Source organism: Rhodobacter sp. SY28-1 (genome assembly GCF_005222785.1).
Lineage (GTDB): Bacteria > Pseudomonadota > Alphaproteobacteria > Rhodobacterales > Rhodobacteraceae > Tabrizicola.
This window is the reverse complement of record NZ_STGH01000002.1, coordinates 378,946-400,283: the sequence shown is the minus strand read 5'-3', so window position 1 is coordinate 400,283 and position 21,338 is coordinate 378,946. Positions and strand designations below refer to the sequence as shown.

20 protein-coding genes and 1 pseudogene are annotated in these 21,338 nt (G+C 65.0%); 11 read left to right on the top strand and 10 right to left on the bottom strand.

The features are described 5' to 3' along the window. Positions 1-16: 16 nt before the first annotated feature. From E8M84_RS10955 to E8M84_RS10940, 4 genes are all read right to left on the bottom strand, one after another. Positions 17-1,225 carry an efflux RND transporter periplasmic adaptor subunit gene (locus E8M84_RS10955; protein ID WP_137111236.1) on the bottom strand — a complete coding sequence of 403 codons (1,209 nt, stop codon included), beginning with the start codon at positions 1,223-1,225 and terminating at the stop codon, positions 17-19. A gap of 3 nt (positions 1,226-1,228) precedes the next feature. Then, a complete protein-coding gene (locus E8M84_RS10950; protein WP_205914595.1) occupies positions 1,229-3,589 on the bottom strand; it encodes an FtsX-like permease family protein in 2,361 nt (786 codons plus the stop codon). Continuing rightward, positions 3,586-4,302, bottom strand: coding sequence for an ABC transporter ATP-binding protein (locus tag E8M84_RS10945; protein WP_137111235.1), 717 nt, complete (start codon positions 4,300-4,302; stop codon positions 3,586-3,588). The genes E8M84_RS10950 and E8M84_RS10945 overlap by 4 nt, the downstream gene beginning before the upstream one ends. Before the next feature lie 87 nt (positions 4,303-4,389). Further along, positions 4,390-4,749, bottom strand: coding sequence for a hypothetical protein (locus E8M84_RS10940; RefSeq protein ID WP_137111234.1), 360 nt, complete (start codon positions 4,747-4,749; stop codon positions 4,390-4,392). Between the two features lie 136 nt (positions 4,750-4,885). On the opposite strand from E8M84_RS10940, the gene ppsA reads away from it, so the two are divergent. Continuing rightward, entirely contained in the window at positions 4,886-7,291 is a 2,406-nt protein-coding gene (gene ppsA / locus E8M84_RS10935; protein ID WP_137111233.1) for a phosphoenolpyruvate synthase, read from the top strand. Here ppsA and E8M84_RS10930 read toward each other — a convergent pair. Continuing rightward, positions 7,283-7,675: a RidA family protein gene (locus tag E8M84_RS10930; protein ID WP_137111232.1), complete on the bottom strand. Its 393-nt coding sequence runs from the start codon at positions 7,673-7,675 to the stop codon at positions 7,283-7,285. The genes ppsA and E8M84_RS10930 overlap by 9 nt on opposite strands. A gap of 259 nt (positions 7,676-7,934) precedes the next feature. Between E8M84_RS10930 and E8M84_RS10925 the strand changes: the two genes are divergently transcribed. The 9 genes and pseudogenes from E8M84_RS10925 (at position 7,935) to E8M84_RS10885 (ending at position 15,831) form a co-directional block, all read left to right on the top strand. Continuing rightward, entirely contained in the window at positions 7,935-8,942 is a 1,008-nt protein-coding gene (locus E8M84_RS10925; RefSeq protein ID WP_137111231.1) for an ABC transporter substrate-binding protein, read from the top strand. Positions 8,943-8,997: 55 nt separating this feature from the next. Beyond that, complete coding sequence (locus E8M84_RS10920) at positions 8,998-9,795, top strand: ABC transporter ATP-binding protein (RefSeq protein ID WP_137111230.1); 798 nt, start codon at positions 8,998-9,000, stop codon at positions 9,793-9,795. Next, the gene (locus E8M84_RS10915; protein WP_137111229.1) at positions 9,792-10,643 is read left to right on the top strand and encodes an ABC transporter permease; all 852 of its coding nucleotides are present in this window, start codon (positions 9,792-9,794) and stop codon (positions 10,641-10,643) included. The genes E8M84_RS10920 and E8M84_RS10915 overlap by 4 nt, the downstream gene beginning before the upstream one ends. After that, on the top strand, positions 10,640-11,905 hold the full coding sequence (locus E8M84_RS10910; protein ID WP_137111228.1) for a cytosine deaminase: 1,266 nt from the start codon (positions 10,640-10,642) through the stop codon (positions 11,903-11,905). The genes E8M84_RS10915 and E8M84_RS10910 overlap by 4 nt, the downstream gene beginning before the upstream one ends. After that, the gene (locus tag E8M84_RS10905; protein ID WP_137111227.1) at positions 11,902-13,296 is read left to right on the top strand and encodes an FAD-binding oxidoreductase; all 1,395 of its coding nucleotides are present in this window, start codon (positions 11,902-11,904) and stop codon (positions 13,294-13,296) included. The genes E8M84_RS10910 and E8M84_RS10905 overlap by 4 nt, the downstream gene beginning before the upstream one ends. Next, a complete protein-coding gene (locus E8M84_RS10900; RefSeq protein WP_137111226.1) occupies positions 13,293-13,877 on the top strand; it encodes an NAD(P)H-dependent oxidoreductase in 585 nt (194 codons plus the stop codon). The genes E8M84_RS10905 and E8M84_RS10900 overlap by 4 nt, the downstream gene beginning before the upstream one ends. Beyond that, positions 13,878-14,531: an NAD(P)H-dependent oxidoreductase gene (locus tag E8M84_RS10895; RefSeq protein WP_137111225.1), complete on the top strand. Its 654-nt coding sequence runs from the start codon at positions 13,878-13,880 to the stop codon at positions 14,529-14,531. It begins immediately after the preceding gene. Further along, positions 14,528-15,298: a creatininase family protein gene (locus tag E8M84_RS10890; RefSeq protein ID WP_137111224.1), complete on the top strand. Its 771-nt coding sequence runs from the start codon at positions 14,528-14,530 to the stop codon at positions 15,296-15,298. Before E8M84_RS10895 ends, E8M84_RS10890 begins: the two co-directional genes overlap by 4 nt. Positions 15,299-15,427: 129 nt before the next feature. Then, a pseudogene (locus E8M84_RS10885) lies at positions 15,428-15,831 on the top strand (transposase). A 191-nt stretch (positions 15,832-16,022) separates the two neighbouring features. Here E8M84_RS10885 and E8M84_RS10880 read toward each other — a convergent pair. The 4 genes from E8M84_RS10880 to E8M84_RS10865 are packed head-to-tail and all read right to left on the bottom strand — an operon-like array spanning position 16,023 to position 19,434. Next, entirely contained in the window at positions 16,023-16,622 is a 600-nt protein-coding gene (locus E8M84_RS10880; protein WP_137111223.1) for an ABC-type transport auxiliary lipoprotein family protein, read from the bottom strand. Between the two features lie 3 nt (positions 16,623-16,625). Beyond that, positions 16,626-17,531, bottom strand: a complete 906-nt coding sequence (locus E8M84_RS10875; RefSeq protein WP_137111222.1) for an MlaD family protein — start codon at positions 17,529-17,531, stop codon at positions 16,626-16,628. Further along, positions 17,531-18,325 (bottom strand): ABC transporter ATP-binding protein, encoded by a 795-nt coding sequence (locus E8M84_RS10870; RefSeq protein ID WP_394347419.1) that lies wholly within the window; start codon positions 18,323-18,325, stop codon positions 17,531-17,533. The genes E8M84_RS10875 and E8M84_RS10870 overlap by 1 nt, the downstream gene beginning before the upstream one ends. After that, a complete protein-coding gene (locus E8M84_RS10865) occupies positions 18,322-19,434 on the bottom strand; it encodes an MlaE family lipid ABC transporter permease subunit (protein WP_240790354.1) in 1,113 nt (370 codons plus the stop codon). The genes E8M84_RS10870 and E8M84_RS10865 overlap by 4 nt, the downstream gene beginning before the upstream one ends. Positions 19,435-19,872: 438 nt before the next feature. Here E8M84_RS10865 and E8M84_RS10860 point away from each other — a divergent pair, with 438 nt between their 5' ends. Continuing rightward, positions 19,873-20,418 carry a sigma factor-like helix-turn-helix DNA-binding protein gene (locus E8M84_RS10860; RefSeq protein ID WP_137111220.1) on the top strand — a complete coding sequence of 182 codons (546 nt, stop codon included), beginning with the start codon at positions 19,873-19,875 and terminating at the stop codon, positions 20,416-20,418. A gap of 47 nt (positions 20,419-20,465) precedes the next feature. Here the strand turns inward: E8M84_RS10860 and E8M84_RS10855 are convergent, their stop codons facing one another. After that, on the bottom strand, positions 20,466-21,305 hold the full coding sequence (locus E8M84_RS10855) for a transglutaminase family protein (RefSeq protein ID WP_205914594.1): 840 nt from the start codon (positions 21,303-21,305) through the stop codon (positions 20,466-20,468). Positions 21,306-21,338: the final 33 nt, after the last annotated feature.

The window sequence follows — 21,338 nt, the reverse complement described above, 5'->3', positions numbered from 1 at the left end:
GGTGGCCGTTCGCCCGTCAATTCCCGGCTGGCGTTACCCCGGCATCTGATCGCGAGGTGATCGAAACACCGTCGGCAACCAGGTTGTTCGGATGCAGGATGACCTTGTCCCCCGGCGCAACGCCGTCCAGCACCTGCGCCAGGGTTTCATTGCGTTCGCCAAGTGTCAGCGATTGCAGCCGCGCCCGCCCGTCGCGCAGGACATAGGTTGCCCAGTTGCCCTGATCCCGGAACAGCGCGCCGACCGGGATGGTCAGCACATCGTCCTGGTGCCAGAGCGTGATCCGGCTGATAACCCGGAAGCCGTGGCCAAGCTGGCTGAAACTCTCTGCCGGGCCGGTCAGCGCCAGGATCACCCTGACCCGCTGCTCGTCGATGCCGAGGGCCGAGACCTTGGTCACCGCAAAGGGTTCCACCCGCGTGACCACCGCCGGGATCGGCGCGCCGCCCCAGCCACTTACGACCGCAGTGGCACCTTCCTGGACACGCACGGCGTCGCGGGACAGAAGTTCGACCTGGACCTCCATTTCCGAGGGATCGCCGATTTCCAGCAGCGGCGTGCCGGGTTGGACCACCTGCTCGCTTTCGGTCATGACCCGCAGCACGCGCCCGGACGCGGGGGCCAGCAGCTCGACACAGCATCTTGTACCGTCGCCCGTCCCGTCGGGCCGCAGGACCGCAAGCGCGCTTTCAAGCTCTTTCTCGCGGACTGCCAGATTGGCCAGCGCGCTGCTGACGGCGGCCTTTGCGGTCTTCTCCTCGCGGATCGCGTTGTCATGCGCACGCTGCGAGATGGCGCCCTTCTGATACAGCGCGATGGCGCGATTGGCTTCGCTTGCGGTGAACTCATGCGTGGCTTCGGCCTGGTCCAGCTGCGCGCGGGCGAGATCCATCGCGGCCTGTGCGGCGGCGGCCGACGCCTCGGCCACGGCGCGGGACCTGCTGTCCAGCAGGACAGGCGCCGCCGGGCCGATGACCGCGACGACCGTCTCACCCGCTGTCACACTGTCGCCGGCATGCAGGCTGACGCGCTGCAGCTTGCCTGCGATGGTCGCCGACACGGTGAAGACCTCGCGGATCCGGGCCTCGCCCTCTTCCTCGACCACAATTTCAAGCGGGCGCAGCGCGACTTCGGCGGCGTCCACCTCGACCGGGCGGGGCAGGAAGGCCCAGACCAGAAGGCCGGCGACAACAAGAAAGGCGGCAACGGGGATCAGGCGGCGCATCGGTCACTCCCGTGTCTTGAGGACTTCGATCATGTCGAGATTGTTGATCCGCCCCCGGATCGCCAGGGCCGAGACCAGGGCGGCGGCGAGGACGACAAGGCTGGCAATGGCATAGACCTCGCGTTCGATGACGAAGGGCACGCGATAGAGGTCCGAGGAGAAGGCCGCGACCATGGCGAGACCGATGCCGTAGCCGATCAGCCATCCCAGCGGCTGGGCAAGCAGGACAATGGTTGCCAGTTCGCCGAAGAGAACGCCCGAAACTTCCCGGTTGGTGAAACCAAGGACGCGCAGGCTGGCAAGCTCGCGTCCCTGTTCAGACAGCGCGATGCGCGAGAAGTTGTAGACCACCCCGACCGCGATGATCGCTGCCAGGACAACGTAGACCGTGATCATCACGGTGATGTTTTCCGCCAGGGTCTGCTGAAACCGTTCCAGCATCAGGGCGGTGACAGTGATCGTCTCGGTCTTCGGGGCGGCCTTGGCAGCGGCGTAGAAGGCTGCGTCCTGACTTCCGTCGATCATCAGGTTCACGCCCGAGATCAATGGGCCTTCGTCCATCAGCCGGTTCAGCGCCCCGATGTCCATTGCCGCACCCAGCCCGACATAGCCGAGCGAGATGCCGCTGACCGGCAGGGTCAGGATCGGGCGCCGACCCTCCAGCATCTCGACTGTCACCAGGTCGCCCGGCCGCACCTGCAGCGCATCGGCCAGGGCTTCGGACAGGATCAGTCCGCTGTCCGGCAAGTCCATCGGCCGCAGGGCTGTATCCAGCACCCGCGACAGCCCGGCCCCGGCCGGATGGCCGGTGATCGCCAGCTTTTTCGACAGGTTCCGGTGGCTGATCCGCGCGGCGACCTGACGGAAGGGTTCGGCCACCACCACGCCGGGCATCTGGCGCACGGCAAAGAGGGCGCGCTGCGGTTCCGGCACGCCGAAGACGATCTGTGCATCGTGGCGTTCGGTGCGGAAGAAGGTGACGTCGATCATGAAATTGATCGACCCGAAGGACCAGAGCGAGGCGACGAGGATCGCCACGGACATGGCGACCCCCAGTGTGCTGGAGGCGGTTCGCAACGGCCAGCGGAAAAGGTGCCGGGCCACCATGACCCCGGTCTGGCGCAACTGCACCAGCCGCCTGACCCAGCCGATTCGCTGCCGATAGCTTGCCGGGGCAGGGGGCGCCATTGCGACCGCAGGGGGCAGTCGCACCACCGTGCGAACCGCCTGGATCGCCCCCCCGACAGCTGCGCCCACGGTGATGACGGCGGCAAGACCGTAGATCTGGGGGTCACGCAGGAAGACGAGGTAGGGAAAGGAGAAGAACCGGGCGTACATTTGCGCCAGGCCCGCGCCCAGCCAGGTTCCGGCCGCCATCCCGATCAGGATGCCGATGGTGGCGATCAGCAGGACGAACTCGATATAGTGCTGCGCCACGGCTCGGGAGGAATAGCCGATGGCCTTCAGAAGACCGATCTGCTCGCGTTCCAGCGTGATCAGGCGCGACAGGGTCATGTTGACCAGCATGGCCGCGACCAGCAGGAAGATCGGTGGCAGCACCTTCACCATGGCGGACAGCTGTTTCAGTTCGGCGTCCAGAAAGGCATGCGAGATCTGGTCCTTGCGCGGCGCGGCACCCGTTCCGCCATAGGGGGCAGTCAGGCGATCCAGGGCCTCGATCACCAGGTCGGGATCGGTGCCAGGGGCAAGCTTCAGCACTAGGTTCGAGAACGCGCCCTCCAGATCGAACGCCGCTTCCAAGGCCGCGCGCGGGGCCCAGACCACGCCAAAGCGCCGCGGGTCGGGCATCATCTGGCCGGGGCCCAGCGCATAGATGAACTCGGGCGACAGGGCGACGCCGGTGACCAGAAGCTGGCGCTGCCTTCCGTTCATCACGACAGGCAGCGTGTCGCCGGGTCCAAGCCCGTGCGCTGTGGTGAAGCCGTCGGAGATCACGATTTCCCGTGCCGATTGCGGGTCGGGAAGTCGGCCTTCCATCAGGAAAAGCTGGTTCAGTCCCGTCTCGTCCCCCGGCAGCGACACGAACAGGACCGAGCCCGGTTCCTTCATCCCTTCGATGTCCAGAAGCCCCAGCCGGACGATCCGCGCTTCCGCCTCAAGCACGCCCTTGATGTCGCGGACCTCGCCCAGCAAGGCGCGGGGCGCGCGCGTCACATCGGCGAAGATATCGGCAAAGCGGTTCTCCTCATAATAGCGTGCCCGGGTTTCGTGCAGCGAGGCATAGGCGCCATTGCCAAGGATCAGCGTCGCGACCCCGGCGGCCAGCACCAGCGCAATCGCCAGCACCTGCGCCCACAGGCGGCGCAGGTCCCGCAAGACCTTGCGGCGGAGCGGCGGGATCACCACGACACCTCTGACGGTGCCTTTCTGGTGGCATTCACGATTTCCTCGACAATCCGGCCATCGGCAAAGCGGATCACCCGGTCGGCAATGTCCCGGATCGCGGCGTTGTGGGTGATGACCAGCGTTGTCGCCCCGACCGCCCGATTTACCTGGGTCAGCGCCTCCAGCACCTTGATCCCGGTGGCGCTGTCCAGGGCGCCGGTCGGCTCGTCGCACAGAAGGACCTGTGGATTCTTGGCGATGGCGCGGGCAATGGCGACGCGTTGCTGCTCACCCCCCGATAGCTGCGCCGGGAAATGGTCGGCCCGGTCCGACAGGCCGACCAATGCCAAGGCCTCGTCAGCCGGCATCGGGTGACGGGCGATTTCGGTGACCAGTTGAACATTTTCGCGTGCGGTCAGGCTGGGGACCAGATTGTAGAACTGGAAGACGAACCCGACGTGATCGCGACGGTACTGGGTCAGCCCGCGTTCCGTCAGCGCGGTCAACTGGTGTTCTTCGAACCAGGCCTCGCCCGAAGTTGCACGGTCCAGCCCGCCGACGATGTTGAGGAATGTCGACTTACCCGACCCGGACGGGCCGAGGATCACGATGAACTCGCCGGTCCGGGCCTGAAAGTCGATGCCGCGCAAGGCATGCACTTCGAGTGCCCCGTTGCGGTAGACCTTGGTCAGCCCCGACGCGCGAAAGACGATGTCGGCAGGTCCCTCCATATCGCTTCCGGCTCCTCTGGACGGCGCGCCCTGTGCACAGGCTGGGCCATGCTGCGGCACAAGGTGCCGGCGTGGCAAGCGTCCCGGCTAGTGGGCTGCCCGCTGTTCGGTCACATGCAACAGGGCCTCAAGCAGTGCCAAGTCCACGCTGCGCCCCGTTCCCATCCCGATCACGTCGACCTCGTCGCTGCCCCGCGTCTCACGCAGGGAGCAGCGCCAGTGCCCGTCCGGCTCTTGCGCCTTGCCGGTCAGCTGGATCGTCCAGCCGGGCAGGCAGATGTCGATCATGTGCAGAAGCTGCCCGACGATATCGGCCTTTCCAGCCACCTCGGGCGTCTTGGGAAAGACCCGCCGCACCAGGACCGCCGCCTCGTCCAGCAGGGCGGCGGTCACCGTGGGCTCGCTCTTGATCCTGCCGATCAGGCTGATGATCTCACTCTTGCTCATCTTGGGTCTCCCTTGGTTGGGTCGGTTCCAGATAGACCCGCCCCGCTGGTCCGCGCCTTGATCCGCATCAACGCCCCGCGTGAAAAGTACGCGCATGTTTCCGTTCGAAGCGGAAACCCGCGGCAGGAGGCCTGCGATGCCGAAGAAATCCCCAAATGTCCTCTGGTTCGAACACCTGTCGCGCGGCGATGTCGCGCTTGTGGGCGGCAAGAACAGCTCTTTGGGAGAGATGGTCCGCCAACTGGGCCGAAAGGGCATCAAGGTCCCCGGCGGCTTTGCGACCACAGCCGACGCCTACCGCGCCTATCTTGCCGCCAACAATCTGACCGACCGTATCGCAGATACCCTTCGGCGCTGGCAGGACAACCGGATCAGCCTGCATGAGGCAGGTTCGCAAGTCCGAGCGATGATCCTGGACGGCACCTGGCCCAGGGACATCGAAGCCGACATCGTGAAATCCTACCGCGAGCTTTCGCGCCGCGCCAAGACCACCGACCTGCCCGTCGCCGTCCGATCTTCGGCCACCGCCGAAGACCTGCCGGACGCAAGCTTCGCCGGCCAGCAGGAGACGTTCCTGAACGTGCGCGGCGAGGCCGCCCTCCTTGTCGCCTGTCGCCGCTGCTATGCTTCGCTGTTCACCGACCGCGCCATCACCTACCGCACGCTGAAGGGGTTCGACCATTCCAAGGTCGCGCTGTCCATTGGCGTCCAGCGCATGGTCCGGTCGGACACCGGCGGGTCGGGTGTCATGTTCTCGATCGACACCGAAAGCGGCTTTGACAAGGTCGCCCTCATCACCGCGGCCTGGGGGCTGGGGGAAAACGTCGTCCAGGGTGCCGTGAACCCCGACGAGTATGAAGTCTACAAACCCTTCCTTGCGAAGAAATCCCTCACCCCCATCGTCAAGAAGTCGCTTGGCGCGAAAGAGATCAAGATGATCTACGGGGGTGCTGAGGGCGGCACGACGAAGAACGTCCCCACCTCCAGGGCGGAACGCGCCGCCTTCGTGCTGAGCGACCGCGAAATCCTTTCGCTCGCCCGCATGGCCGTCACCATCGAGGCGCACTATGGCGGGCCGATGGACATGGAATGGGCCCGCGACGGCGACACGGGCGAGTTGTTCATCGTTCAGGCCCGGCCCGAAACCGTGCAATCCCGCGCCAAGGCGGGGCTGATCCGCTCCTACACGGTGAAGAAGGCCGGGAAGGTCCTCCTGAAGGGCCTTTCCGTCGGGTCTGCCGTCGCCACCGGCCGCGTCTCGATCCTGGAAAGCGCGAAGGATATCGACCGGTTTGTCGACGGCTCGATCCTTGTGACCTCCACGACCGACCCAGACTGGGTCCCGATCATGAAGCGGGCCTCGGCCATCGTGACCGACCACGGGGGACGGACCAGCCACGCCGCCATCGTCAGCCGCGAGCTTGGCCTGCCCGCCATTGCTGGCTGTGGCAACGCCACCCATATCCTGCACGACGAGCAGGAGGTCACCGTCAACTGCTCTGGCGGGGACGAGGGCGTGATCCACGAAGGTATTGCCGACTTCATCAGCGAGGACCTCCGCCTCGACGACCTGCCGAAGACGAAGACCAAGGTCATGCTCAACATGGCCAATCCCTCTGCCGCCTTCCGCTGGTGGCGCCTGCCCTCGGACGGCGTCGGCCTTGCCCGGATGGAGTTCGTCATCAACAATGCGCTGAAGGTCCACCCGATGGCGCTGGTCCATTTCGACCAACTTGTGGACGAGGACGCCAAGGCCCGCATCGCTGACCTGACCCGCGCCTATCCCGACAAGACCGATTACTTCGTCGATGGCCTTGCCCGCGGCCTGTCGCAGATCGCCGCCGTGGCCTACCCGAACCCCGTCATCGTCCGGATGTCCGACTTCAAGACCAACGAATACGCCGAACTTCTGGGTGGGCGGGCGTTCGAGCCGCATGAGGAAAACCCGATGATCGGCTTCCGTGGCGCGTCCCGCTACTACTCGCCCCGCTACGAGGCCGGGTTCGCGCTGGAATGCCGCGCCATCCTGCGCCTGCGCCGCGACATGGGTTTTGACAATGTCATCGTCATGATCCCCTTCTGCCGCAGTCCGGCCGAGGCCGACCGCGTTCTGGCCACCATGGCAAAGGACGGGCTCAAGCGCGGCAAGGACGGGTTGCAGGTCTATGTGATGGGCGAAATCCCGGCCAATGTGATCCTGGCCGAAGCCTTCGCCCAGCGGTTCGACGGCTTCTCCATCGGCTCGAACGACCTGACCCAACTGACCCTGGGGGTCGACCGCGATGCCGAGGATCTGGCCCAGCTGTTCGACGAATCCGATCCCGCCGTCCTCTGGATGATCGAGAGCCTGATTTCCCGCGCCCACAAGGCCGGGGCAAAGGTCGGTCTTTGCGGTCAGGCCCCCTCGAACGACCCGACCTTCGCCCGGCTTCTGGTCAAGGCCGGGATCGACTCGATCTCTGTCACGCCGGACAGCTTTGTCGCCGTCAAGCGCAACGTGGCCGCGGCAGAAGCATCCGGGGCATCGCGAAAATCACGGTAGCGCTGCCGCAGTGACTTCGACTTCAACCAGGAATTCGGGGCGGGTGAAGCCCGAGACGATCACAAGCGTCGAGGCGGGAAGTCGCGTCACGCCCGCAAGCCATTCGTCGCGCGCCCGCATGTAGCCTGCCATGTGCGCCCGGTCTGTCACGAATGCGTTGATCCGGACAACATCCGCCGGGCCCATCCCGGCCTCAGCCAGGATCGCCGCGCAGTTCTTCAGGCACTGGACCGCCTGCGCATAGGCGCCTTCGGGCAGTTCTTCCGCCTTGGTCAAGCCAAGCTGTCCAGATGTGCAAACCCACCGCAATCCTGCGGGCACCTCTACCCCATGCGAATAGGCGGCAAAGGGTGGGCGGATGTCAGGCGGGCCGAGGCTGCGCATCGAGAGTCTCCCAAAAGTGCCCGCCCATCCTGCTCTGTAAGGGTCGTGCATGGCAAATGCGCTGGTCAGAACGGCTTGAGATGCTTGAAAATCGTGCAGATGGTCCGCCACGGCCTGTCTTCGCGACATTTTCGGGCATCGGAAGCCGGTGAACCCATGAGAATCGCTGTCTGCCGCGCTGGCGCTTTGCAAAGATCGGACTACCGTCAATCGGCCGCCAACAGAACGAGCCGCGACCATGCCAACAGGAGAGTCTTCCATGCACTTGATGTCGAAAGCCTTGCTTGCCACGACACTCGCGGCGCTGTCCGCCGTGCCTGCAGTCGCCCAGAACGTCCCTGTCACCTTCGGAACCAACTGGGTCGCGCAAGCCGAACACGGCGGGTATTATCAGGCCGTTGCCGACGGGACCTATGCCGCCTGCGGCCTGGATGTGAAGGTCCTTCCCGGCGGCCCGCAGGTGAACAACCGCGCGCTGATGCTGGCGGGGCAGGTCGACTTCAATATGGGGGGCTCGACGCTCGACACGATCAACGCGGTGGTCGAAGGCCTGCCCATCGTCACCGTGGCCGCCAGCTTCCAGAAGGACCCGCAGGTCATCCTGACCCACCCGGGCGTGGCTGCGTCCTTTGCGGACCTCGCCAAGCTGGACAAGGTCCTGATTTCGGACGGGGGCGTCACCACGTTCTGGGCTTGGATGATCAGCGCCTACGGCTTCAAGCCCGAACAGCGCGAGGTCTACACCTTCAACGCGGCCCCCCTGATCGCCAACAAGACCTGGGGGATGCAGGGTTACCTTACCTCCGAGCCCTTCTTCGTCGAGAAGGAAGCAGGCTTCAAACCCGACGCCTGGCTGATCGCCGACGCGGGCTACAACGCCTATTCCACGATCATCGAGACGATGGCCGACACCGTGGCGAACCGGCCCGAGGTGGTGCAGTGCTTTGTCGATGGGTCCGCCATCGGCTGGTACAACTTCCTTTACGGCGACAACGCCAAGGCGATCGAACTGATCAAGGCTGACAACCCCGACATGTCGGACGAAGCCATCGCCTATTCCATCGCTGCGCTGAAGGAGCACGGGATCGTCGACAGCGGCGATGCCGAAACCATGGGAATCGGCGCGATGACCGATGCGCATATGGACGAGTTCTACGCCTCAATGGTCAAGGCGGGGGTGTTGCCGGATGGGGTGGACATCCGCAAAGGCTACACGCTCCAGTTCGTGAACAAGAAGACGGGCATGGACTTGAAGCCGGCCAACTGATGCAATCCGGGTGGGGCGGGGGCCGTCGGCCTTCGCCAGCGCTTTGGGGACCGCCATGACCGAACTGGCCCACCGCTCGATCCGCCCCCTGGGCAGCCGCCGCAAGCTTCTGGAAATGCAGGGGATTGCCAAGGTCTTCAACGGGACCGTGACCGCCCTGCAAGGGATGAACCTTGACCTGAACGAGGGCGATTTCCTGTCGCTCCTCGGCCCGTCGGGCTGCGGCAAGTCTACGGCGCTGCGGCTGATCGCGGGGCTGATGCAACCGACGCAGGGCCGCATCCTGTGGTCGGGCGGTCAGCAGAAGGGCGACCTTGGGGTGGTCTTCCAGGAGCCCACGCTGATGCCCTGGGCGACGGTGGCGCAGAACGTCTACCTTCCGTTCCGCCTGCGAGGGCAGGGGTATGACGCGGTCCGGTCGCGGGTGGCCGAGGCGCTGGACCTGGTGGGCCTCGCGAACTTCCACGATGCCTACCCGCGTGAGCTTTCCGGCGGCATTAAGATGCGCGTCTCCATTGCCCGGGCACTTGTCACAGGGCCGCGGCTGATCCTGATGGACGAACCTTTTGCGGCGCTGGACGAGATCACGCGGCAGAAGCTGAACAACGACCTTCTCGCCATGCGCGAGAAGATCGGCTGCACGGTGATCTTCGTCACGCACTCTGTCTTCGAAAGCGTGTTCCTGTCGGACCGGATCGTCGTCATGGCCCCGCGCCCCGGTCGGGTGGTGCAGGAAATCCAGGTCGACGCGCCCTATCCCCGGACGATGGAGTCCCGCACCTCGGCCGCTTATGCCGCCCATGCGCAGGTGGTGTCCGATGCGCTTGCCCAGGCGATGGGAGAGCCCGCATGACCCTTGCCGACGACCGTGCAGCCGTCTGGGACGCCGAGGAACGCGCCCGCGCCCGCGCCGCGCGGGTTGAGGCGGTGGCGCGCTGGCTGGTCCCCATCGCCGTTGTCTTCGCAACGCTCGGTCTCTGGCAGTGGTTCGTGATCGCCAACGAGGTGCCGCACTACATCCTGCCCTCACCCGTGCGTGTCTGGCAGCAACTTGTCGAGGACCGGGCGATCCTGGGCGATGCGCTTCTCGTCACCCTGCGCATCACCCTGATGGCGCTGGCCGTCGCGGTGATCGGCGGGGTCCTATTGGCAATCATTTTCGATCAAAGCCGCTTTGCCGAGTTGGTCTTCTACCCCTATGCCGTGATCCTGCAGGTGACGCCCATCGTCTCCATCGCACCGCTGATCTTCATCTATGTGAAGGAACCCACCGCGCGGGTCCTGATCTGCGCCTGGATCGTGGCCTTCTTTCCGATCCTGTCGAACACGACGCTGGGCCTCAAATCCACTGACCACAACCTGCGCGACCTGTTCTCGATCTACGGGGCCAGCCGGGTGCAGCGGCTGCTGTTCCTGCAACTGCCCTCCGCCATGCCCTATTTCCTGGGCGGCCTGCGCATCGCCGGGGGACTGGCGCTGATCGGGGCCATCGTGGCCGAATATGTCGTGGGCACCGGCGGCGCGGGGTCGGGGTTGGCCTTCCGCATCCTTGAGGCGTCGTATCGCCTGAACATCCCCCGCATGTTCGCGGCGCTGGCGCTGATCGCCGTGGTGGGCGTCGCGATCTTCGTGCTGACCAGCTTTGTCTCCTGGCTCATGCTGCGCAAATGGCACGAAAGCGCGATGCGGGGCGGGCAATGAGCCTGGTACTGCCAGATGGTCCGGTGTCGTTGCGCAACGCGACCGTGCCCGCCTGCCTGATCGGCGGGGCAGGGGACCTTGTGCGGCTGGACCTCGCCCTTGCGGGCGGCAAGCTTGTCGCGCCGGCTCCCGGCATGGCGGAGGTCGACCTGAAAGGCGCGATGGTCCTGCCGGCCTTCGTCGACATGCACACGCATCTCGACAAGGGCCAGATCTGGGGCCGGAGCCCCAACCCCGACGGCAGTTTCATGGGCGCGCTGGGCGCGGCGGGGGCGGACCGGGAAATGTACTGGTCAGCCGAGGACGTTCGCCGCCGCATGGACTTTGCGCTGCGCGGGGCCTACGCCCACGGGACTTGCGCGATCCGCACGCATCTGGACAGCATCCCGCCGCAGGACGCGATCTCCTGGCCGTTGTTTGCCGAAATCCGCGCAGAATGGGCGGGCCGCATCGACCTCCAAGCCGCCTCGCTTGCGGGCTGCGACATGGTGCTGGACCCGGCCTTCGACGTGCTGGCCGACCGGGTGGCGGCCCACAACGGTACCCTTGGCCTTTTCACCTTCCCGATGCCCGACATGCCCGCCCGCCTGCGCCGGTTCTTCCAGCTGGCCGCCGACCGGGGCCTTCAAACCGATTTCCACGCCGACGAGACGATGGACCCCGCAGTCAACACCCTGGCCCAGATCGCCGAGGCGGCGCTGGAGACCGGCTTCCAGGGTCGCGTCGTCGCCGGGCATTGCTGTTCGCTGTCCACCATGCCCGAGGTGGAGGCGCTGCGCACTCTCGACCTCTGCGCCAAGGCTGGGATCGGCATCGTCAGCCTGCCGATGTGCAACCTTTACCTGCAGGACCGCCACCCTGCCCGGACCCCCCGCAACCGGGGCATCACCCTGGTGCATGAAGCCCGCGCGCGTGGCATCCCGGTGGCTTTCGCCTCCGACAACAGTCGCGACCCGTTCTATGCCTACGGTGATCTGGACATGGTCGAGGTGTTGCGTGAGGCGACACGGATCGCGCACCTTGACCATTCCGCGACGGACTGGGTGCAGTCCGTGCTGACCACCCCGGCTATGCTGTGCGGCTTCCCCGCGCCGTCGCTTACCCCCGGCGCCCCTGCCGACCTGGTGATCTTTCGCGCCCGGTCCTGGACCGAGTTCTTCTCCCGCCCCCAAGCCGACCGGACTGTCCTGCGTGCGGGCCGGCCCATCGACACCGCGCTTCCCGACTATGCCGAGCTTGACGACCTGATGAGGACCGCATGACGACCGAAGCCCTGAAAGCTGCCCTCAGCCATCTGGAGATTGACGAGAACCCCATCTCCGTCCGCGCCAAGTCCCGCGATTTCTTCTGGTATTCCCCGGTCCTCAAGGCCCGCATGGACCACCTGACTGCCGATTTCGTCGTCTCCCCCCGATCCGAAGCCGAAGTGATCGAGGTCCTGGCCGCCGCCCATGCCCACGACGTCCCCGTCACCGTGCGCGGGGCAGGGACCGGGAACTACGGCCAGGCGATCCCCCTGAAGGGCGGGATCATCCTGCACATGAAAAACATGACGGCGGTGAAGGCGATCCATCCGGGCCGGGTGATCGTCGAACCCGGCTGCCTGATAAGGGACCTCGACGCCGCAACCCGCGCCCATTCAGGGCAGGAACTGCGGATGCACCCCTCCACTTGGTCGACGGCCACTATCGGCGGCTTTATTGGCGGGGGATCGGGCGGTGTCGGGTCCTGCACCTGGGGTGTCCTGCGCGATCTTGGCAACATCCTGCGCCTGCGGGTCGTGACGGCGGAGGCGACGCCGCAGGTCCACGACTTCACGGGGGAAGAGCTGCACCGCGTCAGCCACGCCTATGGCACGAACGGCATCATCACTGAGGTGGAGATGCCCCTCGCGCCCGCCTATGACTGGGTCGAAATCTTCGTCACCCACCGCGACTTTGCCACCGCCGTGCAGCTGGCCGGAGACCTCGGCCATCAGGACGGCATCCTGAAAAAGCTGATCTCGGTCTACGAGGCCCCGACAGCCAGCGCCTATTTCCAGCGCGTCGCCCCGCATGTGACGCCAGAGGACAACCTCCTTGGCCTGATGATCGCGCCGCAGTCGATGGACGGGTTCCTGACCTTTCTCGCCCGGTATCCCGGCGCGGAACTGATCTACCGCAGCGACCAGACGAAATGGGACCGCGAGCCCGGCCCGGTTTTCGAATACGGCTGGAACCACACCACCCTGCGGGCGCTGAAGATCGACCCCTCGATCACCTACCTTCAGGTCGGCTATGCACCCGGCGTCTATGAGGAGAAGACCGCCGCCATCCGCGCGGCCTTTCCCGGCGAACTGATCCAGCACCTCGAAGCCATGCGGATGGGCGGGCAGCTGGGCTTTGCGGGCCTGACGCTCGTCAAGTTCACCACCGAGGCGCGGCTTGATGAGATTGTCGCCCAGCACGAGGCGATGGGGGCCCATGTCTTCAACCCCCACCGCTACACGTTGGAGGAAGGCGGGCGGCAGTCCGCGGACGCGACGCAACTGGATTTCAAGCGCCAGGCGGACCCCAAGGGCATCCTGAACCCCGGCAAGATGATCGCCTGGGACGCACCCGACTGGAACTATTCCCGCATGTACGCCTACCCGGGGATGAGAGAGGCCGGATGACCACCCGCGCGCTGGTCCTTTACGCCCACCCTTGCGGCGAGAGTTTCGCAGCAGCCTTGCGAGACACTGTGACTGGCACGCTGAGGGAACGCGGTTGGGAAGTCGACCTCTGCGACCTTTATGCCGAAGGCTTCGACCCGGTGATGGGTGCCGAGGAACGCCGGGGCTATCACGACACCGCGACGAACACCGCGCCCGTGCAATCCCACGTCGACCGCCTGCGCGCCGCCCAGGCGCTGGTCTTCGTCCACCCGGTCTGGAACTTCGGCTTCCCGGCGATCCTGAAGGGCTATACCGACCGCGTCTTCCTGCCCGGGATCACGTTCAGTCTGCAGGATGGCCGGGTGAAACCCGCGATGACCCATATCCGCAAGCTCGCCGCCGTCACTACCTACGGTGCCGACCGGATGCGCGCCTTCTTCGCCGGCGATCCGCCCCGCAAGATCATGTCGCGGGCCTTTCGCCATGCCTGTCGACCGGATAGCTTTCTCTACATGGCGCTCCACGACATGAACCGAGCCGACCAGCGCCAGCGCGCGGACTATCTTGCCCGCGTGCAACGGAAGATGAGGCAGTTCTGAATGCGCGCCCTTGTCGTCTATTGCCACCCCTCACCGAAAAGCTTCACCGCCGCGGTCCGTGACCTGGTCATGGCGAAACTCCAGACCGCCGGGGCTGAAGTACGGCTCCATGACCTTTATGCCAGCGGGTTTTCCCCTGTCCTGACCCGCGAGGAATGGGAGGGCTATCTGACCTGCCCGACCAACTGCGCCCCGGTCAGCCGCGAGGTCGAGGACATCCGCTGGTGCGATACTCTGATCTTCGTCTACCCGACCTGGTGGTACGGGCTGCCCGCCATGCTGAAGGGCTGGCTTGACCGGGTGCTTCTGCCCGACGTGGCGTTCCTCATGCCTGATGGAGCGAACAAGACCATCCGCCCGGGCCTGCGCCACATTACCCGCCTTGGCGTCTTCACCACCTGCGGGGCCAGCCGCTGGCTGACCTTTGTCGTGGGTGCGCCTGGGCGGCGAACCCTGCGCCGGGGGGTCGGGTTCCTTCTGACACCGCGCCACCGCCGGGCCTTTGCGGCGCATTATCTGATGGACAGCTCTACCCCCGAAAGCCGCCGGGCCCACCTTGCCCGCGTTGCCGCCAAGATGGACCGGCTGATCGGCCGCCCGGTCCCCGTGCCGCTGCCCGAACCACCCTCTTTGCGCCCCGAGGCCGCCGAATGACCGCACGCGATTGGGCCAACTTCCGCGCCCCCGATTTCACCGCCATCGACCCGATGCGCACCATCGCGATCCTGCCCACGGCAGCGGTGGAACAGCACGGCCCGCACTTGCCCGTCGGCACCGACACGATCATCAACACTCACCTCTGCCGCTTGCTCGCCGACCGCGCGCCCGAAGACCTCGACCTGCGCATCCTGCCCGTCATGGCCGTAGGCAAGTCGAACGAACACCTCTGGGCCCCTGGCACCCTGACCCTGTCCGCCGCCACTGCCCTTGCCGCCTGGACCGAGATTGGCCTCTCCGTCGCCCGCGCGGGCGTCCGGAAGATCGTCATCCTGAACAGCCACGGCGGCAATGCCGACCTGATCTCGATCGTCGCGCGTGAGTTGCGGGTGCAGGCCGGGATGCTGGCCGTGCGCCTTGGCTGGGGGGCAATGGGCATGCCGCCAGGGCTCTATTCGGATCAGGAAACCCGCTTCGGCATCCATGGCGGCGACATGGAGACCTCGCTTCTCCTCCACTTCCGCCCCGACACCGTGGACATGACCGCCGCCCGCGACTTCCGCTCCACCGCCGAGACCGCCCCGATCCCCCCCATAGGCCCGGTGGCGCAGGCCTGGATCTCGTCGGACCTCAACCCCGCCGGAGTGGTGGGCGAGGCGCATCTTGCCACTGCCGATAAGGGTCGGCTTACGGCTGAGCATCTCGTCGCCGACGTGATCGGCCTGTTGCGCAAGATTGCGGCGGAGCCGTTGCCGGGGCGGTAGAGGCCACGGCCTTGTTGGTCGGTTGAAGAAAGCTCTGCCAACCGGTTAGTGGCGGCCGAGTGTCCTAGGGTCAGGGCACATTGATCATGCGTCTTTGGCCTGACTCAAGCTCCGCAAGGAGACTGGATCATGAGCAGCCTTTTCTGGCTGACGGACGCGCAGATAACGCGTTTGCAGCCCTTCTTTCCCAAGAGCCACGGGAAGCCGCGCGTTGATGACCGGCGGGTGATGAGCGGCATGAACACCAAGTTGCATGCCGTCACCGACGCCGAGGGCCGCCCTCTCCGCTTCTTCATGACCGCGGGCCAGGCAAGCGTTGAAATACAAGGGGGATAAAGCCCTGCATTCCCGGAAGGACGTCGCGCGGCAAACCCATCAAGCGTGACAAGTGCCGTTACAAACGCCGCAACCGGATCGAGATCCTGTTCGGGCGGCTGAAGGACTGGCGGCGGGTCGCTGCACGCTACGACAGATGCCCGAAGGTCTTCCTCGATGCCGTTGCCCTCGCCGCAACCGTCACGTTCTGGCTATGACGCGAGAACGAGTCCTGACCATAGCACGACGAAGGTCAGCGGCAGCATTGAGAAAGATTGGCGAGTGGCTACCGTAAGCCCCTTGGGCTGGAGCGGCCGGGCCTCGTGTCGAACCCAATCCACGACTGTGGGATTCAAGACGGGTGGGGCACGCAGCCGTTCGCTCTATCGTTCCGTATTGCCCCTCGCCCTTACCTTGGCGTCCATGCGACAATTTCCTGCAACAATCCATGCAAAGCACGGTCAAAGGCGGAGACCAAGACCTGCGTGTCGTCGGATGCGGTGGTCTCGGATGTAGAAAAGCGGCGGGAGGCGACAACGCGGCGGTCGGACTCGCGAATGAGAGTCATCATCATGGTGATCCGGACGACAAACTGATCCGGTGCCGACGGCTCGACCTGAAAGTCCATTAGCTCGGTCATCAGGGTGTAGTCGGGATTGAGACCGTTTGCCGTCCGCCCGACAAGCTCGAACCCTCCCAGGTTCTGGAAGGATGCGACCAGAAGCGTTTGCAAGAGGGCCGGCGCGGGTTCGATCCAGCGGCCGCCCGGCAGGTATTGCGCCTGATACGGGACCGGCTTGATCAGGATGCGGTCGGTCGCCAGCGCACCTGCCGAGCTTGGCAGTTCCACGATCAGGTGCCCGCGGCCTCGCGCTGGGGTGCCGGATCCGCTGGCGGGCGACAGAGTGTAGGCGTCCAGCTCTGCGCCTGCTTTCGAGAGCGACGAGATAGCCCCGCAGCCAGAAAGAGAAGACGTGGCGATAATCAAAGCGACAAAGATCCAGCGCATGATTCAGTTCCTGTATTCGGGGGTCTGCGTGCCAAGGATAAAGCGCCCCGGGTCACGCCCAATGCGGTCAGCCACCGCGCCGATGGCGGCAATCACCCGGCTCGCTTCGGTCGCCAGGTCGCGGTATTGCGGCAGGGCAGTGCGGGCAAAGGTCTTAAGTTCGGACGCGGTGTCACCGATGTCAGCTACGGTGACCTTCAGCCCGTCGATCAGACCGGGGATATCGTCCTTCATCACCGCATTCGCACTTTCGAACGCAGCCTCGGCTTTGCCCAAGGCGGCATCAGCGCGGGCCAGGGTTCCTTCGGCGGCAGTGGCCAGGGTTTCTGCGCGCGCTGCAATCGCATCGACCCGGGCGGTGACCTTCTCGACGTTTTGCAAGATGCTGGTGACCGCCTCGCGGTTTTCGGGCGTGGTGAACCGGCGGACATCCTCGATCAGCGCGATCGATTGCTTGAGAAGGTCGGGGGCGGCATCCGTCAGTTCCTGGACGACGGAAGGCTGCGACGCGATCAGCGGAACCGGCGCTGGGGGTATGGCGACGAGAGCTTCGGACGTCGGACTGCCGCCCGCGAGTGCCACGAACGAGACTCCGGTCACCCCCTGAGAGGACAGGGTCGCAACGGTATCCTTCCGCACCGGGGTGGCGGCGCGGATTTCGATGCGGACGCGCACGAACTGCGGGTTCTCGCGGTCCAGGTCAATGGACAGGACCTTGCCGACATCGACCCCGTTGTAGCGCACGACGCTGTCCTGGCTTAGGCCCGAGACGGTGTCGAAGACGATGTCATACTGCGCGTAGGCCCGCGTGATCTCGACCTGGGCGAGCCACAAAAGGAAGCCAAGAAGGGCGGCCATTGCGCCCAGGGTGAAGGCCCCGACCAGGATGTAGCGGGCTTTCGTTTCCATCAGGCGGCCCCTTGCAGCTGGGCGGCGTGCGCACGGGGGCCATGGAAGTAGGACCGGACCCAGGGGTCGTCGACCTCCATCATCTCGTCCATGGTGCCGGTCACCAGCACCTTCTTCTGCGCCAGAACGGCGATCCGGTCGCAGGTGGCGTGCAAGGTGTCGAGGTCGTGGGTGACAAGGAACACCGTCAGCCCGAGGGCCTTTTGCAGCGAGAGGATCAGATTGTCGAACTCGGATGCGCTGATCGGGTCAAGACCGGCGGTCGGCTCATCCAGGAACAGGATCTGCGGATCCAACGCCAAGGCACGCGCCAGCCCCGCGCGCTTGCGCATCCCGCCCGAAAGCTCGGACGGAAAAAGATCGCCTGCGGTCGCGGGCAGGCCCACCATCGCGATGCGAAGGTCGGCCAGGGCCGAGCGGGTCTGCGCATCAAGGGCCAGTTTTTCGCGCATCGGCGCCTCGACGTTCTCGCGGACAGTCAGGGACGAAAACAGCGCGCCATCCTGGAACATCACGCCCCACTTGTTCTGCACGGCGTCAGGTTTGCCTACCGTGGAGTCCGCCTCGGTAGGGGGATCGGTCAGGACTTCGGTGCCGAGAACCGTAATCGTCCCGGCAGAAGGGCGCTGCAGGCCGACGATGCTGCGCAGAAGGACGGACTTTCCGCTTCCCGATGCGCCGACGACGCCAAGCACCTCGCCCCGTCGAACATCGAGGTCGAGGTTCTGGTGGACGGTGGTCTTGCCGAACCGGTTCGTCAGATTCCGGACGCTGATGACTGTGTTCTCCATCAGACGCCCCAGATCGAGAAGAAGATCGATGCTATGGCATCGACGACAATGACCAGGAAGATCGCCACGACCACCGAACGGGATGTGCGGCTGCCAAGCGAGTCGGTGTTGCCTTCGACCTGCAGCCCCTGGTAGCAACCGACCAGCGCGATGATCATCGCGAAGATCGGCGCCTTGGACAGCCCGACCAGGGCGTGGGTGACCGACGTATTGGCCGCCAGTTGCGTCCGGAACATCGCGGGTGAAATCCCGAGGTCGATCCACGCCATCAGCGCGCCGCCCACAAGGCCGGTCATGTTGGCCACGAACCCAAGGATCGGCAGCATGACCAACAGAGCCAGCATGCGCGGCAGGACCAGAAGCTCGATCGGATCAAGGCCGAGCACCCGCATCGCGTCGATCTCTTCGCGCATCTTCATCGAGCCTATGGCTGCGGTGAACGAAGACGCGGACCGCCCGGCAACGATGATCGCGGTCAGAAGGATGCCAAGTTCGCGCAACATCGAAATCGAGATCAGATCGACGACGTAGATTTCGGCCCCGAACTGCTCAAGCTGCGACGCCCCCTGGAACGCAAGCACGATCCCGATCAGGAACCCCATAAGACCGACGATGGGCACGGCGTTCAGACCTGCCTGCTGCATGTGATGGGTGAGGGCCGTAAGCCGCAGGCGCGACGGATGCAGGGCGGTTGTTGCCAGCCGGGTCAGCACAAGACCGAAGAAGCCGATGGTCTGGCCCAGTCCGACCACAAAGCTGGAGACGGATTTGCCAACTTCGAATAGCACGTCGCCCGCTTCGTGATGCGGCAAGCGGCGGCGACGCTTTCGGGGCGAGGGCATCGCTTCCACGACGGTCCGAAGAAGAAGGGCCTGCGCCTCGGTCGCATTGTCGATAGTGACCTCGCGCCCCTTTGAATTTTGAGCGGCCTGGAAGGAGGCGATGGCCCAGGCTCCGGCAGTGTCAAGTTGAGTGACCTCGGACAGATCGAGACAGGTCGCCCCGGCCTGTCCATCAAGAAAGCTTCGCTGCCGATCCAGCGTGGTCAAGGTAACGGCCCCGACCATCTTGGCACGGGAGGTGCTGCCAAGTTCACCGGTTGCGGTGGACATCTGTCGCTCTTGAACAGGCCGACCGCGGGCACGGACACCCGCGCCCCACGACAGAGGCGTCATGCTTGGAGCTTCTTCTGCTCACGTTGGACCTTCCCACGCAAATCCTGGCAATCCTGCGCGCGCTGAGGGCGGTGAAAACGCAAGGCCGAGTGGGAAACGAAACGAAAGCGGAATCGGTTCCCTGTGCCGCGCAAGACGCTTTGTTGGGCAGAAGACGACTGCCTTGTCACCACCCAAACCCCGTTCCCGTCAGCCGGGGCCGTTCTGGTCTTCATGACCAACCAGCAGCAACCTGCGCGAATGTGTCCAGCGGTTCCGTCTGCTTCCCGCCTTACCGCTGATCTGCATCAGCACAAGGTGTCTCGACCTGCGGCAAGATCGTAACCGGCCATCACGCTGCTCCGGATTGATGGCGACTGAACAAAGGGGAACACCATGACACTTAATTTGCCTGCATCCCGTTTCAACACCGGGGTTCTTTCGGCGGAAAGGGAAATCGAGATGCCCACGACAGTGCATCGGGACGAGATCTTCACCCATGCCCAGCCGTTGCGCGCCCATGCCTTTCTGCTGGTTGGCGACCGGGCGATGGCCGATGACCTTGCCGAAGAAACGCTTCGGACCGCCTGGCGCGATTTCGCCAGCTTTCCGCCCAGCGACAATCTTCGCGGCTGGCTGTTCACGATCCTGGGCACCGTCCTCGGCTCATCGCCTATCGCTGAGTTATCTGGTCCTGCAACGATCGAAGAGACGGGAGCAGGCGACCTTCTGGTCCGCCCGATCGGCCTTCAGGATCTGGCGGAGTTCCGACGAGCACTTGCGGCACTGCCGGTGATCGAGCGGGAGGCTTTGCTTTTGACCGTGGCGGCAGGGTTTTCAAATGAGGACGCGGCGAGCATCTGCGGATGCAGCGTTGAGGCAATCCTGGATCGAGCCGATCGGGGACGGCAATCGCTGGCCGACAGGCTTGCGCCCCACTGAAATCCCCAGAGCCGACGCGGCGAACGATTACCGACGGCAAGCAAGGCCTATGCCGCGCGGGCAGACGACGGGAAAATCAGGGGTTCACCATCGGGCCGCACGGTCAGCATCTTTGTCAACTCGGTGTCGGAGAGTGTCGGGTCAACCTCGTCCGTCCAGACCCGGAAGTATCGCAGCTGGTAACCCCCGAACGAGGTGATCATGGCGACGTCCGACGCATCCGCCCCGCGCACCATCAGCACACGGCCGATCCTCGGGACGTTGTAGCGCGCGTCCAGAGTATGCCACTTGCCGCCAAGGAACACTTCGAACCAGGCGCAGAAATCGCCCGGGCCTGAATAAGGAACACCGATGTCGCCAAGATAGCCGCTGGCATAGCGGGCGGGGATGTTCATCGCCCGGCAAAGCGAGATTGCCAGATGGGCAAAGTCGCGGCAGACGCCGGTCTTTTCCCGAAAGACCTCAGACGCGGTCTTGGTGGCACGACCGAACTGGTAGCCGAACGTGACATGCTGGTGGACGAAAGCGGTGATGGCCTTTGCGCGTCCCCAGCCTTCCGGGGTCGAGGCAAATAGCCGCCAGGCCTCTTGGGTCAGGTTGTCGCTGTCACAGTAGCGGCTGGGGATAAGGTACTGCAGGACGTCGTCCGGCAGGTCCTGAATGGCGTGCTGGGCGGCATCGGGCGCATCTGTATCTGGCAACCCGTCCACTTCGACGACGCAGTCGCTGAACATCCTGGTCCGGCCCGAGGGGGCGACAAGCCGGGTGATCCAGTTGCCGAAGCGATCCTTGTAGCGATGGGTCTCGACGTTCGGCTCCACATGGACCAGATCGTCGCCGATCATCCGGCCCGCAGTCTCGCTGTGCGTGGAAAGCGCAAGCAGCATGGGAACCGGCGCTGTGCTATCAAGTTCAATCTC

Excerpts from the sequence above, each read along its gene's own strand:
- E8M84_RS10955 (WP_137111236.1), bottom strand. The coding sequence starts at position 1,225 with ATGCGCCGCCTGATCCCCGTTGCCGCCTTTCTTGTTGTCGCCGGCCTT.
- E8M84_RS10945 (WP_137111235.1), bottom strand. The coding sequence starts at position 4,302 with ATGGAGGGACCTGCCGACATCGTCTTTCGCGCGTCGGGGCTGACCAAG.
- E8M84_RS10940 (WP_137111234.1), bottom strand. The coding sequence starts at position 4,749 with ATGAGCAAGAGTGAGATCATCAGCCTGATCGGCAGGATCAAGAGCGAG.
- ppsA (WP_137111233.1), top strand. The coding sequence starts at position 4,886 with ATGCCGAAGAAATCCCCAAATGTCCTCTGGTTCGAACACCTGTCGCGC.
- E8M84_RS10930 (WP_137111232.1), bottom strand. The coding sequence starts at position 7,675 with ATGCGCAGCCTCGGCCCGCCTGACATCCGCCCACCCTTTGCCGCCTAT.
- E8M84_RS10925 (WP_137111231.1), top strand. The coding sequence starts at position 7,935 with ATGCACTTGATGTCGAAAGCCTTGCTTGCCACGACACTCGCGGCGCTG.
- E8M84_RS10920 (WP_137111230.1), top strand. The coding sequence starts at position 8,998 with ATGACCGAACTGGCCCACCGCTCGATCCGCCCCCTGGGCAGCCGCCGC.
- E8M84_RS10915 (WP_137111229.1), top strand. The coding sequence starts at position 9,792 with ATGACCCTTGCCGACGACCGTGCAGCCGTCTGGGACGCCGAGGAACGC.
- E8M84_RS10910 (WP_137111228.1), top strand. The coding sequence starts at position 10,640 with ATGAGCCTGGTACTGCCAGATGGTCCGGTGTCGTTGCGCAACGCGACC.
- E8M84_RS10905 (WP_137111227.1), top strand. The coding sequence starts at position 11,902 with ATGACGACCGAAGCCCTGAAAGCTGCCCTCAGCCATCTGGAGATTGAC.
- E8M84_RS10900 (WP_137111226.1), top strand. The coding sequence starts at position 13,293 with ATGACCACCCGCGCGCTGGTCCTTTACGCCCACCCTTGCGGCGAGAGT.
- E8M84_RS10895 (WP_137111225.1), top strand. The coding sequence starts at position 13,878 with ATGCGCGCCCTTGTCGTCTATTGCCACCCCTCACCGAAAAGCTTCACC.
- E8M84_RS10890 (WP_137111224.1), top strand. The coding sequence starts at position 14,528 with ATGACCGCACGCGATTGGGCCAACTTCCGCGCCCCCGATTTCACCGCC.
- E8M84_RS10880 (WP_137111223.1), bottom strand. The coding sequence starts at position 16,622 with ATGCGCTGGATCTTTGTCGCTTTGATTATCGCCACGTCTTCTCTTTCT.
- E8M84_RS10875 (WP_137111222.1), bottom strand. The coding sequence starts at position 17,531 with ATGGAAACGAAAGCCCGCTACATCCTGGTCGGGGCCTTCACCCTGGGC.
- E8M84_RS10865 (WP_240790354.1), bottom strand. The coding sequence starts at position 19,434 with ATGTCCACCGCAACCGGTGAACTTGGCAGCACCTCCCGTGCCAAGATG.
- E8M84_RS10860 (WP_137111220.1), top strand. The coding sequence starts at position 19,873 with ATGACACTTAATTTGCCTGCATCCCGTTTCAACACCGGGGTTCTTTCG.
- E8M84_RS10855 (WP_205914594.1), bottom strand. The coding sequence starts at position 21,305 with ATGCTGCTTGCGCTTTCCACGCACAGCGAGACTGCGGGCCGGATGATC.